General features: G+C 68.6%; 15 protein-coding genes. 7 read left to right on the plus strand and 8 right to left on the minus strand.

The features are described from left to right. Positions 1 to 38: 38 nt before the first annotated feature. The gene (locus ABZ382_RS21865) at positions 39 to 3,992 is read right to left on the minus strand and encodes a BTAD domain-containing putative transcriptional regulator (RefSeq protein WP_357091518.1); all 3,954 of its coding nucleotides are present in this window, start codon (positions 3,990 to 3,992) and stop codon (positions 39 to 41) included. A 149-nt stretch (positions 3,993 to 4,141) separates the two neighbouring features. Here ABZ382_RS21865 and ABZ382_RS21870 point away from each other — a divergent pair, with 149 nt between their 5' ends. Next, positions 4,142 to 4,618 (plus strand): hypothetical protein, encoded by a 477-nt coding sequence (locus ABZ382_RS21870; RefSeq protein ID WP_357091520.1) that lies wholly within the window; start codon positions 4,142 to 4,144, stop codon positions 4,616 to 4,618. Here ABZ382_RS21870 and ABZ382_RS21875 read toward each other — a convergent pair. From ABZ382_RS21875 to ABZ382_RS21885, 3 genes are all read right to left on the minus strand, one after another. Continuing rightward, positions 4,615 to 5,160 carry a hypothetical protein gene (locus ABZ382_RS21875; RefSeq protein ID WP_357091523.1) on the minus strand — a complete coding sequence of 182 codons (546 nt, stop codon included), beginning with the start codon at positions 5,158 to 5,160 and terminating at the stop codon, positions 4,615 to 4,617. The genes ABZ382_RS21870 and ABZ382_RS21875 overlap by 4 nt on opposite strands. Positions 5,161 to 5,352: 192 nt before the next feature. Next, positions 5,353 to 6,036, minus strand: a complete 684-nt coding sequence (locus ABZ382_RS21880; RefSeq protein WP_357091525.1) for a GNAT family protein — start codon at positions 6,034 to 6,036, stop codon at positions 5,353 to 5,355. Positions 6,037 to 6,341: 305 nt separating this feature from the next. After that, positions 6,342 to 6,854 (minus strand): nucleoside deaminase, encoded by a 513-nt coding sequence (locus ABZ382_RS21885; protein ID WP_357091527.1) that lies wholly within the window; start codon positions 6,852 to 6,854, stop codon positions 6,342 to 6,344. A 187-nt stretch (positions 6,855 to 7,041) separates the two neighbouring features. On the opposite strand from ABZ382_RS21885, the gene ABZ382_RS21890 reads away from it, so the two are divergent. Continuing rightward, entirely contained in the window at positions 7,042 to 7,281 is a 240-nt protein-coding gene (locus ABZ382_RS21890) for a hypothetical protein (protein ID WP_357091530.1), read from the plus strand. Positions 7,282 to 7,457: 176 nt separating this feature from the next. On the opposite strand, the gene ABZ382_RS21895 is transcribed toward ABZ382_RS21890, so the two are convergent. Together ABZ382_RS21895 and ABZ382_RS21900 are read right to left on the minus strand one after the other, a co-directional pair. Next, positions 7,458 to 8,219: a dienelactone hydrolase family protein gene (locus ABZ382_RS21895; protein ID WP_357091533.1), complete on the minus strand. Its 762-nt coding sequence runs from the start codon at positions 8,217 to 8,219 to the stop codon at positions 7,458 to 7,460. 210 nt (positions 8,220 to 8,429) lie between these two features. Next, positions 8,430 to 9,044 (minus strand): TetR family transcriptional regulator, encoded by a 615-nt coding sequence (locus ABZ382_RS21900; RefSeq protein WP_357091535.1) that lies wholly within the window; start codon positions 9,042 to 9,044, stop codon positions 8,430 to 8,432. A 100-nt stretch (positions 9,045 to 9,144) separates the two neighbouring features. Here ABZ382_RS21900 and ABZ382_RS21905 point away from each other — a divergent pair, with 100 nt between their 5' ends. After that, positions 9,145 to 10,098 (plus strand): aldo/keto reductase, encoded by a 954-nt coding sequence (locus tag ABZ382_RS21905; protein WP_357091538.1) that lies wholly within the window; start codon positions 9,145 to 9,147, stop codon positions 10,096 to 10,098. 21 nt (positions 10,099 to 10,119) lie between these two features. Then, complete coding sequence (locus tag ABZ382_RS21910) at positions 10,120 to 10,764, plus strand: pentapeptide repeat-containing protein (protein WP_357091541.1); 645 nt, start codon at positions 10,120 to 10,122, stop codon at positions 10,762 to 10,764. On the opposite strand, the gene ABZ382_RS21915 is transcribed toward ABZ382_RS21910, so the two are convergent. After that, the gene (locus ABZ382_RS21915; RefSeq protein WP_357091545.1) at positions 10,761 to 11,441 is read right to left on the minus strand and encodes a TetR/AcrR family transcriptional regulator; all 681 of its coding nucleotides are present in this window, start codon (positions 11,439 to 11,441) and stop codon (positions 10,761 to 10,763) included. The genes ABZ382_RS21910 and ABZ382_RS21915 overlap by 4 nt on opposite strands. Positions 11,442 to 11,668: 227 nt before the next feature. On the opposite strand from ABZ382_RS21915, the gene ABZ382_RS21920 reads away from it, so the two are divergent. Next, entirely contained in the window at positions 11,669 to 12,922 is a 1,254-nt protein-coding gene (locus ABZ382_RS21920; protein ID WP_357091548.1) for a Ca2+-dependent phosphoinositide-specific phospholipase C, read from the plus strand. Positions 12,923 to 13,002: 80 nt separating this feature from the next. Here ABZ382_RS21920 and ABZ382_RS21925 read toward each other — a convergent pair whose 3' ends face one another. After that, positions 13,003 to 13,677 carry a TetR/AcrR family transcriptional regulator gene (locus tag ABZ382_RS21925; protein ID WP_357091550.1) on the minus strand — a complete coding sequence of 225 codons (675 nt, stop codon included), beginning with the start codon at positions 13,675 to 13,677 and terminating at the stop codon, positions 13,003 to 13,005. A 78-nt stretch (positions 13,678 to 13,755) separates the two neighbouring features. Here ABZ382_RS21925 and ABZ382_RS21930 point away from each other — a divergent pair, with 78 nt between their 5' ends. Further along, positions 13,756 to 14,424, plus strand: coding sequence for a hypothetical protein (locus tag ABZ382_RS21930; protein WP_357091553.1), 669 nt, complete (start codon positions 13,756 to 13,758; stop codon positions 14,422 to 14,424). Position 14,425: 1 nt separating this feature from the next. After that, on the plus strand, positions 14,426 to 15,256 hold the full coding sequence (locus ABZ382_RS21935) for an SDR family oxidoreductase (protein WP_357091556.1): 831 nt from the start codon (positions 14,426 to 14,428) through the stop codon (positions 15,254 to 15,256). Positions 15,257 to 15,281: the final 25 nt, after the last annotated feature.

The following is a 15,281-nucleotide window of genomic DNA, read 5'->3' on the forward strand; positions in this document are numbered from 1 at the left end:
TTCGCCCTCCCCCTTCGGCCGGTGACCGGCCTCGAAGGTTAGGACGTCTCACACCGGTGGGAAGTTCCCTCGCCCGCCCGCACGGCCGATTCGGCGGCCGGTTCGAGGCGGCCGTGGCCGATCGCGCCGAGTCGCCCGGCCCGCATCAGGCCCAGGCCTGCGGGCGCGAGCTCGCCCAGCTGGGTGCGCAGCCGGGTCTGGAGTTCCGTCCCGGCGGACCGGTGCCCGGCGGCGCGCGTGTGGTCGCCGAGGTAGGCGGCCAGTTCGGCGAGCACGAAGTCCATGGGCCCCATGGCCGAGGCCCCGGACTCCAGCCCGCAGACGGTGCCCGCGTAGGGCAGCAGCTGCGTGTAGATGTCGCGCGCGTCGGCCGGTTCGTCGAGGGCGATGGCCAGGCGGGCCTTCACCGCGGTGAAGGTGGACCAGAACTGCGGGGCGAGGGGCGGCGCGGCGGCGAGGGTGCGGCGGGCTTCCTCGGGGCGGCCCGCGTTCACCAGCGCGAGCGCGTACCCGTGGACGAACAGTTCGGGTTTGAGCGCGGTGCGTTCGCGCAGGTCGTTCAGGTACTCCGACATATCGCCGCGCAGCCAGCCGATGGACACGGCGATGCCGACGTGCAGCGCGTTGGTGTCGCGGGTCGGTTCGGCCGCGCCCTCCAGCGAGTGCGCCACCAGGTCGTCGATGCCCGTGCTGCCCTCGGCGAGCATCCGCAGCACCTCATCGGTGTTGCCGCGCAACAACTCCAGCACCATGCCGAAGGGCGCGATGGCGTCGAGCAGGTGCCGCAGCTGCCCGTCGGTGGCGTAGGCCCCCGCCTGGGCGGCGTGTTCGGCGGCGGCGACCAGGTCGGCGTCGGCCAGAGTGGCGCGGAACAGCAGATAGTGGGCGAGCGCGCGGAATTCGGTGAGTTCGGCCTCGGTGGAGATGCGCAGCAGGTGGGTGGCGTAGCGCCGCAGGTCGTGGGCGCGCAGGAAACCGCCCGCCGCGAAGGCCGCGAACGCCTGCGCGTTGAGCACCGTGCACAGCAGATCCGGGTCGCCGAGCGGTTCGGCCAGCGCCATCGCGGTGGCCGCCAGTACGCAGGCGGCGGCCGGATCCTCGACGGCGCGATCGAAAACAGCGGTGACCTGCAACATGATTCGGGTCCGCACCGGCTGCACCGGATCGGCCGACGCGGCCCGCAACGGCCCCCGCAGCCCCGGATCCGGCGTGTGCCAGTCGTGCACCGACCAGATCAGCGGCGTCGGCCAGCAGGTGACGGCGTGCGCGAGAACCGCTGTCCCACCGACCGATTGGGCCAGATCCAGTGCCTGCGCCCGCGCCGCCCGTGCCGCGATGTGCTGCCCGTCGTAGGCCAGCGCCACCACCAGCTCACACCGCGCCTCCAGCACCGCCAGCCGATCCCGCTGCGCCGCACCGTCCCCGGTGTGCCCGGCGAGATCGTGCAACGCCAGCACCGACCGCCACCGCCGCACCGCATCGGCCCGCATCCGCCGCTCCACGCAGCGTCGCGCCGCCGCCCGCACATAGGGCAGCGCCACGGTCGCGGTCTCGCCATCGGCGCCGAGCGCCGCGTGATGGGCGAGCTCATCGATATCCCGCCCGTGGGGAACCTGAGGCTCCTCGGCGTCGGAATACGCTCCGGCGAACGGGAACTCGGCCGCGAACCCGCCCACCGCTGACGTACTCAACGCTGCCATGGCCGACTTGTTCGCCGCGCTGGGTGTTGCGCTCGTGGCGCCGGGCAATCCATTCACCGCGGCCGCGGTTCCGTGCGTGAAGGACGCGGCGGCGTCGCCGGCGGCGTGCCTGATTCCCGCTTGGAACAATCCCGCCATCCGCAGCGACGCGGCCGAGAGTGCCGACGGATCGGGTTTCGGCGCGCGCGGATCCGGAACGACGGGGGTGGTCGCGGCGACCTCGTCCGCGCCGCGCAGGGCCGACAGCGTGCGATGGATGCGAGATCCGTTGGCGTACCGCGGCATTCCGAGGAGGGCGGCGACCACCTCGTCGGCGCCGCGCAGCGCGGACAGCGCCCGGTCCGCCTCGATGGGGAAGCCCGCGCCGTCGGTTGGGGGATGGGTCGACAACCTTCCGGCATCCGCGTCACGTTCCGAGGCCAACGGGTTGCGGGTCGCGGCGTCGGGGTCGTGGCGCAGGTATTCGAAAGCGGCCCGGTGCATTCGGGTGCGGCGCAGCGCGGGCAGGTCGTAGTAGACGGTCTCGCGGACGAGCGCGTGGTCGAAGGTGACACGCCCGGCCCGGTCGGTGCGCAGCAGCCGCGCGGTCTCACCGGCGGCGACGAGATCGATGACGGCGTCGTGGGACTGCCGGGTGGAGCCCGCGAGGGTCGCGATATCGCTGTCGCCCCAGACCGACAGGTGCCGCAGCAGGTCCACCACCCCCGGCGGCAGCTGGGCGATCCGGCGCCCGAGCAGGTCACGCACGCTGTCCGGCAGTGCGTCGGTCAGACCCTGGGCGGCAATGAGTTTGGCGAGTTCGCGGACGAACAACGGGTTGCCGCCGGTGCGGCGGCGCAGCAGTTCGACGGTGCGGTCGTCGAGGGCGGTGAGTCCGGCGGCGGCCGCGGCGCGGCGGGTCCCGGCCATGTCGAGTCCGTCGAGTTCGATGCGGTCGGCGGTGAACAGGGCCAGGGCGGCGGCGGTGTCGCGGACGCCGGGCCCGGCCTCGGTGCCGCGCAGGGTGGCGATGATGAGGATCGGGCTGTCGCGCAGCCAGTTCACCACCTGCCGCAGTACCTGCAGGGTGGCGGTGTCCGCGCCGTGCACGTCCTCGAGCACGATGGCGACGGGTGTCCCGGCGGATCGTTCCCGGCAGGACCGGACCACCCGCCGGGCGAGGGTGAAAGCGTCTGCGGCGGTGAATGTTTCGGGGTCAGCGGCGTCGATTCCGGTGAGCACTTCGGCCCAGGACCAGGCGGGCGGCGCGGAGTCGACCTCGGGGCAGCGGCCGAAGACGGTGGTCCAGCCGCGTTCGCTCAGGTGCGCGGTGATGGCGGTGGCGAGGGTGGTCTTCCCGGCCCCGGCCTCGCCGGACAGCCAGACCAGCCGCACGTGCCCTTCGGCGGCGGCTTCGGCGGCGGCCAGCACGGCGTCGCGTTGGGTGGCATATCCGCTGTCCGGCAGGGGTTCCGGGGCGGGCAGGGGTTCGGGTTCGGCGGGTCGGACCACCACGGCGGGCGGTGTGGTCTCGGCGTCCACCGAGTGGGTGAGGATGGCGGTTTCCAGATCGCGCAGCGCGGGTCCGGGATCGACCCCGAATTCGAGGGTGAGGAATTCACGGCTGCGGCGCACGGTGGCGAGCGCGTCCAGCGACTGTCCCAGTCGGTATTGGGCGAGGGCCAGCAGGCGGGCGGTCTCCTCGCGGCCGGGATGCTCCTCGAGGATGGGCCGCAGCGCCAGCACCACTTCGGCGGGCCGGTTCATCTCCAGCGCCGCCTGGGCGCGCAGTTCGGCCGCGGTCATCTTGAGCGCCTGCAGCCGCGCGGTCTCCTGGGTCGCCCAGGTCATGCCGGGGAACGATTCGAAGGCGCCGCCGTGCCAGCAGGCGAGCGCGGAGTCGAGCACCCGCACCTGTTCGAGGGGTTCGGGTCGTCCGGCGGGATCGCGCATGGCGGCCTCGTGGCCGTGCAGCAGTTGTTCGAAGAGCCAGGAGTCGACCTGGTTGGGTTCCAGGTTGAGCGCGTAGCCGTGGGATTCGGAGACGATGACGCGCGAGTGGGCGCGGCGCGGCCGGTCGGGTTCGAAGACGCGGCGCAGGTTGTGGATGTACACCTGGAGCGCGGCAACGGCTTTGGCGGGCGGGTCGCCGTGCCAGAGGTCGTCGATGAGCCGTTCGGTGGGCACCACGCGGCCGCCGGCGGCGACCAGCCGGCCCAGTACCGCGCACTGCATGGGCGCACCCGGGGGCACGCGCTGGCCATCGATGCTGATGTGCAGCGGGCCCAGCACCCCGATCCGTATCAGCGCCATAGCCGGTGTCCGACCCCCGTACCCACTTCGAATAAAACCAAACAGGATCCTCTCAATATGGCAGAAATTCTGCGACAGCACCCAGTCTTGTGATCCGGCTTAACTCGATACGAAGTCATTCCGAAGAGCTATCCCGCACACTGCCTAGGGTGTTCGACCCCTCTCCGCCGCCCGACGCCGATCTCGCGGTGCTACACAGCCTCCCGCATCCGGCCTGCCTGCACGACGGCGGCTACGACGTGGTCGCAGCCAACGACGCCTTCCGGAAATTGTTCCCCGGAACCGGTCCGGGCGCGAATCTGATGACCGCGATCCTGCTCGAACCCATGGCCCGCTATCGGCTGGGCGACTGGGAGGCCGAGGCGCAGGTGATGGTGTCGGCGTTCCGTGCCGCCGCCCCCGAGCTGCGGCCGGATCGGGTGGAGGAGATCGTCAATCTGGCCCGCCGCTCCCCCGACTGGGATCGCCTGTGGGACAGCGGGGTCGTCCCGGCCGCGCCCTACGAGCGCACGGTGTTGATGAACGATCCGCTGACCCGCAAGGAGCGGCGGATGTACGTGCAGACCTTCGAGTTCCGCTCGCCGCAGCGGCCGTGGTGGCTGCTGACCGTCGTCCCGTTCGACTAGGCCTCCGCGGCCGGGATCTCGAACCAGCCGTCCTCGGGCTCGGCGTAACCGTGGTACATCAGCGGGATGCGCCGGTCCACGCCGAAATGCCGGTAGACGGCGAGCATGGCGGACCGGACCGCGTAGTTGTGGAAGTCGTCGATGCGCCGCGGGCCGAGCCAATGTTCGGGGAGCAACTCGAGCCGGGCCAGTTCGTCGGGATCGTCCGCGTCCAGCCCCATGGGGGGCTCGGGATCGGCGATGAAGTGATCGTGCAGCACCACGTGCATCCGGTGCGGGTCGTGCTGTCCTGCGGTGAAGGCCAGGAATCGGGTTCGGATGCTGGGTACGCCGTGCGCGTGCAACCACTCGACGAGGTGGGGGTTGGGGCTCGGGATCGGGGCGGGCGACCAGCGGGGTCCGGCGGCGAGCGGCGTCTGCTCGACCAGGTGCAGGACTCCGGCTCCGGGCACGCGGGGTTCGGGGACGAGGAACAGGCTCAGGACCGGGGATCCGGACACGCTGTCGGAGAGGCAGACTTTCGTGCGCATGGGGTCGGGCATGCGCCGCTCCTTCCGGAGAAGGGTTGCTGGCATGGTCATCCGAGGTGATGCCGGCTCGCCGAGTGACCAGACTCGGACAGATCTCTCCTCGACGCCCGACCGGTGCAACACCCGGAATTATAGTCGCCGGCCATAGGTCGGACCGACCGGTCTTCCGGCCGGTCCGAACGGGTTCGCGGGCGCTTCTGCCGCCTACGCGCCGACCAGACGACTGCGCGTCCCCGGCGCGGGCAGCGCCGCCAGCTCGCCCTCGATGATGGCCCGGACATTGGGCCACTCGTCCTCCAGGATCGAATAGAACGCGGTGCTGCGCACCTCGCCGTCCAGCCCCCGCGAATGGGCCCGCCGGACCCCGTCGCTGGTGGCGCCGAGCCGTTCGATCGCTATGCGGGAGCGCAGATTCCGGACGTCGGCGCGCATGGCGATGCGCCGCACCCGCCACACCTCGAAGGCGTGCTGGAGTAACAGCAGCTTGGACTCCAGGTTGATGCCCGCGCCGCGGGCCTCCCGGGACAGCCAGGTGTTCCCGATCTCGGCGGCGTCGGGCACCGCCAGCAGCGGATCGTCGCTGGGCGCACCGTGAACCAGCGGCCACACCACCGGACCCTGCCAGTAGTCGAAGCGGGTGAACCGGGTGGAGCCCAGTATCCGGCCGCCGGCCATGGCCACGATGGCGAAGGCCACCGAGGTGCCCGCGGCATGCCCGGCCAGCGCCTGAGCGATGTATTCCAGCGCTTCGTCCACACCGTGCGGGACGGGAGTGAACGCATAATCGTCGCGATTCCCTGCCGCGGCCTCCGCGAGACCCGACGCATGCTGCGGCGCAAGGGGTTCCAGCCGTACCAGACGGCCGGTCAGAGTAACGGGTACGGGCACGTTCCCTCGATCTTTCGGAGACGGTCGGGGGTCGCGTCAGGCATTGGCCGCCCCGGCCACCCACTCCGGAATCGACGAACCAGCCCTGGCGCGCCAGTAGCAGCATCGGATAGTGGGATGAACGATAGCGGAACACCAGCGCACCGCGCCGCAGGCGGCATGTAAATTTCGAGCGCTTTTCCGCGCGTCGCGCCGCTATTTTCACAGGTGTCATTCAGCCGATTCCGAGCCGACCGTCCGCTACCATCCGGCGATCCCGCCGCGACCTCCGGAAACGTCGAATACCTATGCGCTGGAAGGTATTACTACGCCGTCGTTCCGCGCCAGAACCCGCCGTGCACCGCCCGCGCCTCCGCGAGCTCGACCGGCCCCACCACGGCGATCCCCCGCTGCCCCGCCGCGAATACCGCCCGGCACGGCAGCGCCATCGTCGGGTTCTCCCGATTCGCCCCGGTCAGCCCCAGAAGCTGGTCTTCCCCGAGTGCATAAACCACCCGCCCGATATTCGCCCAATAGATCGCCCCGGCGCACATGACGCAGGGCTCACAACTGGTGTAAACCGTACAGCCACGCAGAAACTCGGCATCATAAGCGGCGCTGGCCGCCCGCACCAGATTCGTCTCCGCGTGCCCGGTCGCGTCCCGTCCGGTCACCACCGTGTTCTCGGCCTCCAGCAACACCACCCCGTCGGGTCCGGTGAGCAATGCCCCGAATGGATGATTCCCCCGTTCCCGCGCCCGCCCGGCAATGGCGATCGCCGCCCGGAGCAAGCCGGTATCCAGGTCGGTCGGGATGTTCTCCTGGAATCCGAGACTCATTCCACCATCATGACCCCCGCGGCCCTCGCCGCGAGTGAGCACGGGCCCCCCGGGACCCCGACCCGCCAGAATCCGGCCCCCGGCCCGTTAGAACACAGTGCTGCAACATCCACGCCAGAGGGGCTAACTCTGGGCTAGCTTCCGAAGTGTGCGTTCGCTGTGGGCACTCGACACGAGGAGGCCTCCCATGAGATCCAAGCGCGCGGCATTGGGGCTGGCTACGGCCATTCTCACGGTTTCGTTCGGCTCCGGCATCGCCGCCGCCGATCCGGATGATCCCGGCACCGTGGGCACGGGCAACGATTCAGAGCTCTGCCCGTACCCCGACGTGAACAATCCGAATTGCACGTACTTCCCCGATGATCACAACAACGAAGGCGATATGGGCAACGGTCACGACGAAGGGGGCGTGGGCGGCCACCGCTGAATCGGGCCGATAGGAACGATCACCAGTCAGCAGACCAACACAGCGGAGGTCGGCAGCCCGGAAGCGGCGGCTGCCACGTCACGGTGCGATATTGACCCAATTGCGTACGGGCTCATGATGTTTCACCCTAACAGCCTCCCTGCGCGACCGACCTCGGAGTTTGCCGCTATCCTCCGCTACCGGCGCAGAGTGCGGTCGAAGAGGGCCAGCAGTTCGCGGTAGTGCCGTTCGGCCGCCGCGGAGTCGTAGGCCGCGGTGTCGGCCTGGGTGTAGCCGTGCTGGACGCCCGCGTAGACCTCGGTGCGGTGGCGGACACCGGCGGCCTCGAGCGCCTTGTCGAACTGGGCGATGTGCTCCGGGGTCATGTGGTGATCTTCGCCCGCGTGGGCGAAATACAGTTCCGCGGTGATGTTTCCGACGGTCAGGTGTGGGCTGTCCGGGGTGTCGGTGACGAGTGGTCCGCCGTGGAATCCGGCCACCGCCGCGATTCGGTCCGGGAACATGGCGGCGGACATGACGGCCAGCCGCGCGCCCATGCAGTAGCCGGTGATACCGACCTTCCCGTCGGTGACCCGCGGCGATGCCGCCAGCCACGCGAGGTAGGCGCCGACGTCGGAACGCAGTACGTCCGGCGTCAGCTCGCGGATCATGGGGAAGAGCTGCTGGAAGATCTCGGGCCGCTGGGCCGGGTCGATGAGGTCCGGCAATTCGATCACCGGTGTGCGCCCGTGCCGGTAGTAGGCGTTCGGCAGCAGGACGGTATAGCCGTGGGCGGCAATACGATCGGCCAGCGCCCGCAGGCTGGGGCGCACCCCGAAACCGTCCTGGATCACCAGCACTCCCGGATGGGCGTCCCCATCGTCGGGGCAGGCCACATATGCGTCGGCGACACCATCGGGCGTCCGCACGTCGATGGACATACCGCGCGTTTCAGTCATCGATGAATCCTTCTGTCGTAGTTGATGTCCTGTGCTCAACACGACGAAGGCGGAGCCCGCGCGATCCGGCGAAGCCCTCGCTCGACAGGCGGGCCGTGGACACCGGCCCTCTCGGTGCTCAGAAGAGCGCCGGGTAACCAATCCGTGTGCGGCGCAAGCCCGTCCCGGTAGTCATCACGTCAGAGCCTAACCGACCGAACAGGATCGATGTCAACCCCGAAGCCCGGCTCCGGACTCCTGCTGGGCGGACGAGGAAGAGACTGCGGGGAAGAGTCTTCCGACAGCGGCGGTAATGGCCGCGCGACGGGCTGCCAGGAATGCCGCTCGCGCCTCCGCCCCGGTGGGGAGCTCGGGCTGATCAGCCCACGCCATGGCGAGCTGATTGACGAACATGAGGATGTCGAGCGGGTCCCAGGAGCTGTCGAGGTGCCCCTGCCGTTGAGCATGACGAAGCTGATCCGTCTTGCGGGAGACGATGTCGCGGGTGGCGTTGTCGGGAGCGTTGTCAGCGAATTCGAGCTGACCCCACCGCATCAGGCGCAGATTGTCAGGGTGACCGGTGAAGTAGTCGTGGACTCGTCCGGCATAGCCGGGCAGGTCGGTGGCGTCCATCCGAGTGGCTTCCGCGACCGCGTCCAGCTCCCTGGCCGCGACGAACCGGTACAGCTCCTCCTTGCCGCGGAAGTAGGCGTAGACGCGTTCCTTGCTGGTCTTGGCCGCCTTCGCGATGCGGTCGATCCGGGCCCCGGCGATCCCGTATCGGGCGAACTCGGCTTTGGCCGCCTCCAGGATGCGGTCACGGGTCGAGTCGGCTCGGGGAGTCATGCACCGAGCCTAACAGAACCAAACTGTTTGGTTTGACGCCAGCAGACGCCTGCCCTATCGTCAAACCAAACAGTTTGGTTTGATTCTCGAGGAGGCAGTCATGCAGCACCGGACACTGGGCAACCAGGGCCTGAAGGTGTCGGCTATCGGATACGGATCGATGGGCACCGCGGTCGGATACGGACCCAGTGACGATGACCAGTCGGTCACCGCGATCCGCCGCGCCCACGAACTGGGCGTGACCTTCTTCGACACCGCCGAGATGTACGGGTGGGGCGAGGGCGAGAAGCTGCTCGGCCGAGCGCTGGCGCCGGTCCGCGACGAGGTCGTCATCGCCACCAAATTCGGCTTCACTCCCGATTTCGGCACCGACTCCCGCCCCGATCACATCCGCGATGTGGTCGACGCCAGCCTACGCAACCTCGGCGTGGACCACATCGACGTGCTCTACCAGCACCGGGTCGACCCGGCCGTCCCGATCGAGGACGTGGTGGGGACCATGGCCGAATTCGTCGACGCGGGCAAGGTGAAATACCTCGGCCTGTCCGAAGCCGGACCCGAGACGATCCGGAAAGCGCATGCCGTACATCCGATCTCGGTGTTGCAAACCGAATACTCGATCTTCGCCCTGGACGCCGAACCGCTGTTCGGGTTGCTCGAGGAACTCGGCATCGGGTTCGTCGCCTACTCGCCGCTGGCTCGCGGCTTCCTGACCGGCACCGCGAAACCATCCGGCGACTACGCCCCGACCGACTTCCGCGGTCACATGCCTTGGTGGAAGCCGGAAAACTACGACGCCAATACCCATATCGTCGAGCAGCTCATCGAACTCGCGGTCAGCAAGGGCGTGATGCTGTCCCAGCTGGCCTTGGCCTGGGTGCTCGCGCAGCGGGATCACATCGTGCCGATCCCGGGCTCCCGCAATCCGGACCGTGTCGCGCAGAACATCGCCACCACCGAGATCGCGCTCACCGCCGAGGATCTCGCACGCATCGCCGAAATCGCCCCCACCGGCGGACACGGCGGTCGCGGCACGCCTTCGGGCTGGCTCTGACCCGGCGGAGAGGAATCCGATATGCCACGCGAACTCTCCGACCTGCCCTTCGCACCTTTCCTGGAGCCGCGTACGGACGCCACCGACGAGGGCGCCTACGAATGCGCGCATTTCGACCGTCTCGAACTGGACGAACCCGATGTCCGCAATGCCGTGTTCACCGAGTGTGCCATCTCCGCCACTACCGTTACCGGCGGTGCTTTCCGGCACGCGCGTTTCAACGACGTGTGGGTGCAGGGCAGCCGCTGGATTCGCACGGATCTGTCCGAAACCTCATGGATGGACGCCGAATTCGTGGTCGACGCGTTCTCCGGGATCGAGGCCTTCGGCGCGACGATGCGCCGGGTCACCTTCCACAACTGCAAGTTCGAATCGGTGAATCTGCGCGGAGCGGAGCTGCGGGACGTGTCGTTCGTGGATTGCGTACTGCGCCACGTGGATATCAGTGAGGCTGAGCTGACCTCGGTCTCGTTCCCCGGCTCGGAGATCGAGGGGCTCTCGCTGCGCCGGGCCCGATTGACGAACGTGGATCTCCGCGAGGCACGGTCGATCGATATCGCCGACGGGATCGAGTCACTGTCCGGCGCACTCGTCACCCGCACCCAGTTGCTCGATCTGACTCCGGCGTTCGCGCACACGCTCGGAGTCATCGTCAAGGATCGCTAGCTCGACCGCTGCGCGCCGGTCGGCGAAAGCCCCTGCCCATCAATGGAAACGCGGGCGAATAGAGCGTCGGCCGCGGCCTCGAAGACGCTGGGCAGGTCGATCTCGTCGGGCTGGGCGGCCCATTGCAGTCGCAGCCCGTCGTTGAGTGCCAGCAGTTCGAGGACTGTCTGGCGAGCATCGGTGCCCGGCTCGAGTTCACCGGTGGCGATGCCTTGTTCGAGGACGGGAACGAGGGCTTCGAGGATGAGGGTCATGTTGGTGCGCAGTCGTTCTGCGGCGGGGTTCGATTCGAGCAAAGCCTGCCCGGACAGCACCGCACGAAACCGCACAAGTTCCGGGTGCCGCATGCTCTCGCGGACCGCGGTGACGAACTGCGCGAACAGTTCTCGTACCGACACCGGCCGCTCATAAATGGGCACGAACGGCTGCTCGCGCAGGTCGATCGCGGTGAGGAACAGTTCCTCCTTGGTGCCGAAGTGGTGGATGACCGCGGCATCGCTGATACCCGCATCCTTGGCGATCCGGGCGATGGAGGCGTTGGCGTACCCGTAGCGGGAGAAGTGGTCGACCGCCGCGGTCAGGATCCGCTCCTGCGTCTCCTCGCCCGGGATGTAGCGGCGACGCGGCCTGGCTCGGCCCTTGCGGCCATCGGGCGAGGCCGGCTGTGCGGAAGTCATCGCGGACCTTTCGTCGAACTGCGCGATCCAGTGCTGTCCATCGACAGTATTGGCTCGCCGCCACCCGCCCTGCGGACCGGTCCGTGTCCACTCACCGGACAGCCGGGATCGAATCCGTTTGCAAATGCTTAGTGGTCACTTAGCATTTGCGATCGATAGCAGTCGGCATCCGCCGCAGGCCACCCTGACCTGCGATTATGTGCCGCTATCCGAACGGAGAGTTGTCCATGAGAAGTCCCCGACGCCGCTCGCGGTGGTGCCTGGCCGCAGCCGCCACGGTCCTCGCCGGCCTGTTCCCGGTCGTGGCGGCCCACGCCGCGCCCGATCCGGGCCTCGGCAAGCCCTACGCCCTCGACGACACCCTGCGGATGAATCAGATCCAGTCGATGGGCACCCACAACAGCTATCACTCGGGTCTGATCCCGCAGGGGCTGCCGCCGTCATTGGGCGCTCAGTATCCGATCGACCAGATCAAGGCCGGGCTCGACTACCAGCACAAGTCGCTCACCGAGCAGCTGAGCCGGCTCGGCGTCCGGCATGTCGAGCTCGATGTCAACGCCGATCCGGCGGGCGGGCGTTTCGTGAACACCCCGATGCTGGCCGAAGTGGGCGCCCCGACCCGGATGGCCGACCCCGCGTGGGCCGAGCCCGGTCTGAAGGTCTTTCACGTCCCGCAGGTCGATCAACAGACCAACTGCGTGAAGTTCACCTCGTGCCTGACCGAACTGAAGCAGTGGTCGAGCCGGAACCCCGGGCACCTGCCGATCATGGTCTTCGTCGAATTCAAGGACATCGACCTGCTGCGCACCGACCCGAATCCCCCTATGCCGCAATGGGGTCCGGCCGACTACGACCGGGTGGACGCGGAGATCCGATCGGTGTTCTTCGAACAGCAGATCATCACCCCGGACGACGTCAAGGGCAACTACCCCACCCTCGAGGCGGCCGTCCTGGACAAGCAGTGGCCGACGCTCGCCGAGTCGCGCGGGAAGTTCATGTTCGTCGACTGCAACTGCCTGGCCGGCGACCGCCATCGCCGCGACTACCTGCGCGCGGACGGCAGCTTGACCGGTCGCGTCCTGTTCCCCACCTCGCAGCCCGGCAACCCCGACGCCGCGGTGATCCTGGCCGACGAGTCGGTCCAGAACGCCGCCCGCATCAAGGAACTCGTCCAGGCCGGCTACATGGTCCGCACCCGCTCCGACATCAACACCATCGAAGCCCGCACCAACAACACCGCCGCCCGCGACGCCGCCTTCGCCTCCGGCGCCCAATGGGTCAGCACCGACTACCCCGAACCCGACCCGCGACTGCACAACACCTACGCCGTCCAGGTCCCCGGCGGCACCCCCGCCCGCTGCAACCCCGTCAACGCCCCCGCGAACTGCCAACCCCAGGACGTGGAAAACCCACGCTTCCTCACCGTCCCCGTTGGCGGCAACTCCGCCGGCCACCGCCAGGACGATCACGCCGGCCGCTGACCAGCCGAACTCCGAAACCAGTGAGCCCCGGTCCGGATTCGGCCGGGGCTCACCGGTTTTCGTGAAAACCTATACGCAGGCTATGAGCTTCGGGGCGTGGCTTCGGGTGGGGTTTCGCCCGCGAGGCCGCGGTAGATGATCTCGCGAACGGCGCGGGTGAGGCGGTCGAACGCCTGCGGGCCCGGATCGCGGAGCTGGTATTGGACGGCGGCGAAGAGCATGCCGTTGACGGCGCGGGCGGCGGATTCGACGTCGAGGTCGGCGCGGAAGTAGCCGGCGTCGACGCCGTGCTGGAGGTAGACACTCTGCAACCCGGCGGCGGTGTCGTGGAAGCCGAGGACGCGTTCGGCCATGTCGTCGTCGATGGCGGCGGCTTGCAGCAGCAGGAATCGGGCCGCGCGGGGGTCGTCGCTGAAGACGCGGGTGAGGGATTCGGCGATGCGGTCTGCCTGAGCCCGGTAGTCGGCCAGGTTCGCGGGCGCTTCGGGCGGCGTCTCGGCCAGGGCCGTGGTCAGGCGTTCGAGGAGGTCGTCGAGGACCTGCTCGGCGATGTCGTGCTTGCTCTGGAAATACAAGTAGAAGGTGCCCTGCGCGATGCCGACCCGTTTGGCGATGTCCGAGATGCCCGTGGCGTGGTAGCCGCGTTCGCCGAAGCACGCGAGGGCGGTATCGAGGATCTCGCGGCGGGTTTCCTGCTTGCGGCGTTCGACGCGCGAGAGGGGCTGGGCCATGTCGGCGATCGTAGCGGTGGGCACCGCGATGATCCTACAGTCAACAAATGAATTCACAGTCAGTTATTGACTCATCGTTCATTTTGGCGTTCCATACTGGTTATGGCTCAGAACACGAACACCATCACCGTCTCTCCGGTGGCCGCACGGGTCACCGAGCTGCGCACCCTCGCGGACACCGACCTGCAGGGCGCGCAGGACGCCGTCCTCGGCTGGTTCGCGCGGCTGACGCGCGACTTCGACAAGCCGGAAACCAAGGCCGAGATCGCGGAGCTGTTCGCGCTCGGCACTCCGCCGCATCCGGTGGGCCCGTCGCGCGGGCACGTGATCGGCTGGGGCGATTGGGAGGGTCTGGACCCGGTCGGCCGCGCGATCTTCACCGTGATCAAGGCGGCGTGCGTGCGAGTCGACTCGTCCAACTTCTGGCTCGGCAAGAAGTACAACGCGCAGGGCGACAGCACCAACCAATTCACGAGAGGATTCGGAGCTGTCGCCCGATTCGTGTTCCCGGGCTTGCTGACCAGGGTCGGGGGCCTGTACGAGGGACTCGACATGATCACCTACGTGGAGGGCGCGTACTCCTCGCCCGGCACCGACGCGCTGATTCTGGACTTCTCGCCGATCGAGTCGAATCCCCAGCGGTTCCGCAATATTCGCGACGAGGTGGTGCAGATCGTGCCGGGCGTGCACCTGGCCCGCAAGACCTGGAACAACGGCAAGGGCGCATACCCGCTCATCGCGCACTGGTACGAGACCGTCGAGGCACGCTGACATGACACCGATGCAGTTGCGCGGCGCGACCGTCGCGATCACCGGCGGCGCCCGCGGCATCGGCCTCGCCACCGCGAAAGCCTTTGCCGCCCAAGGCGCTCTGGTCTGGATCGGTGATATCGACGCGGCCGCGGCGCAGAGGGCCGCGGCCGAGATCGGCGGCAAGGGCTACGAATTGGACGTACGCTCCCGCAAGTCGTTCACCGCGTTCCTCGCGGCCATCGAGGGGCCGCTGGACATCCTGGTCAACAATGCGGGGATCATGCCGATGGGCCGCTTCGCCGACGAAGACGACCTGGTCACCGACGCCATCCTGGACATCAACGTCAAGGGCGTGCTCACCGGCACCAAACTCGCCCTGCCCGGAATGCTCGACCGCCGCCGCGGCCACATCGTCAATGTCGCTTCGTATCTCGGTGAGGTGCCCGCCGCCGGGCTGGCCTCCTACTGCGCCTCCAAACACGCGGTGATCGGGTTCAGTGAATCGTTGCGCGACGAGTTGCACGGCACCGGCGTCACCGTCACCGCCGTGCTGCCCTCGGCGGTCCGCACCGACCTGGTCGCCGGAGTACAGCTCGGCGGGGTGCTGCCTACTGTCGATCCCGAGCGCATCGCGGCCGCCGTCGTCGCATCCTGTGCCCACCGTCGCACCCTGGTCGCGGTCCCGGGTTGGATGCGCGCCTACGAACTCGCCGCGGCGCTGCTGCCCGACCGCCTACTGGCCGCCGTCCGTGGCCATCTCACCAGGGACCGGGTACTGCAGCGCCTGGACACCGCCGCCCGTGACGCCTACGACGCTCGCGTCCGCCGCGATTCCGCCGCGCGCTCCTAGACCACCGCGACAATCGACTTCGAGG

Origin of the sequence: Nocardia sp. NPDC005825, assembly GCF_040630175.1 — a bacterium.
In the GTDB taxonomy this organism is placed as follows: Bacteria; Actinomycetota; Actinomycetes; order Mycobacteriales; family Mycobacteriaceae; genus Nocardia.

Excerpts from the sequence above, each read along its gene's own strand:
- ABZ382_RS21865 (WP_357091518.1), bottom strand. The coding sequence starts at position 3,992 with ATGGCGCTGATACGGATCGGGGTGCTGGGCCCGCTGCACATCAGCATC.
- ABZ382_RS21885 (WP_357091527.1), bottom strand. The coding sequence starts at position 6,854 with ATGAGTCTCGGATTCCAGGAGAACATCCCGACCGACCTGGATACCGGC.
- ABZ382_RS21890 (WP_357091530.1), top strand. The coding sequence starts at position 7,042 with ATGAGATCCAAGCGCGCGGCATTGGGGCTGGCTACGGCCATTCTCACG.
- ABZ382_RS21895 (WP_357091533.1), bottom strand. The coding sequence starts at position 8,219 with ATGACTGAAACGCGCGGTATGTCCATCGACGTGCGGACGCCCGATGGT.
- ABZ382_RS21900 (WP_357091535.1), bottom strand. The coding sequence starts at position 9,044 with ATGACTCCCCGAGCCGACTCGACCCGTGACCGCATCCTGGAGGCGGCC.
- ABZ382_RS21920 (WP_357091548.1), top strand. The coding sequence starts at position 11,669 with ATGAGAAGTCCCCGACGCCGCTCGCGGTGGTGCCTGGCCGCAGCCGCC.
- ABZ382_RS21910 (WP_357091541.1), top strand. The coding sequence starts at position 10,120 with ATGCCACGCGAACTCTCCGACCTGCCCTTCGCACCTTTCCTGGAGCCG.
- ABZ382_RS21915 (WP_357091545.1), bottom strand. The coding sequence starts at position 11,441 with ATGACTTCCGCACAGCCGGCCTCGCCCGATGGCCGCAAGGGCCGAGCC.
- ABZ382_RS21930 (WP_357091553.1), top strand. The coding sequence starts at position 13,756 with ATGGCTCAGAACACGAACACCATCACCGTCTCTCCGGTGGCCGCACGG.
- ABZ382_RS21935 (WP_357091556.1), top strand. The coding sequence starts at position 14,426 with ATGACACCGATGCAGTTGCGCGGCGCGACCGTCGCGATCACCGGCGGC.
- ABZ382_RS21875 (WP_357091523.1), bottom strand. The coding sequence starts at position 5,160 with ATGCCCGACCCCATGCGCACGAAAGTCTGCCTCTCCGACAGCGTGTCC.
- ABZ382_RS21905 (WP_357091538.1), top strand. The coding sequence starts at position 9,145 with ATGCAGCACCGGACACTGGGCAACCAGGGCCTGAAGGTGTCGGCTATC.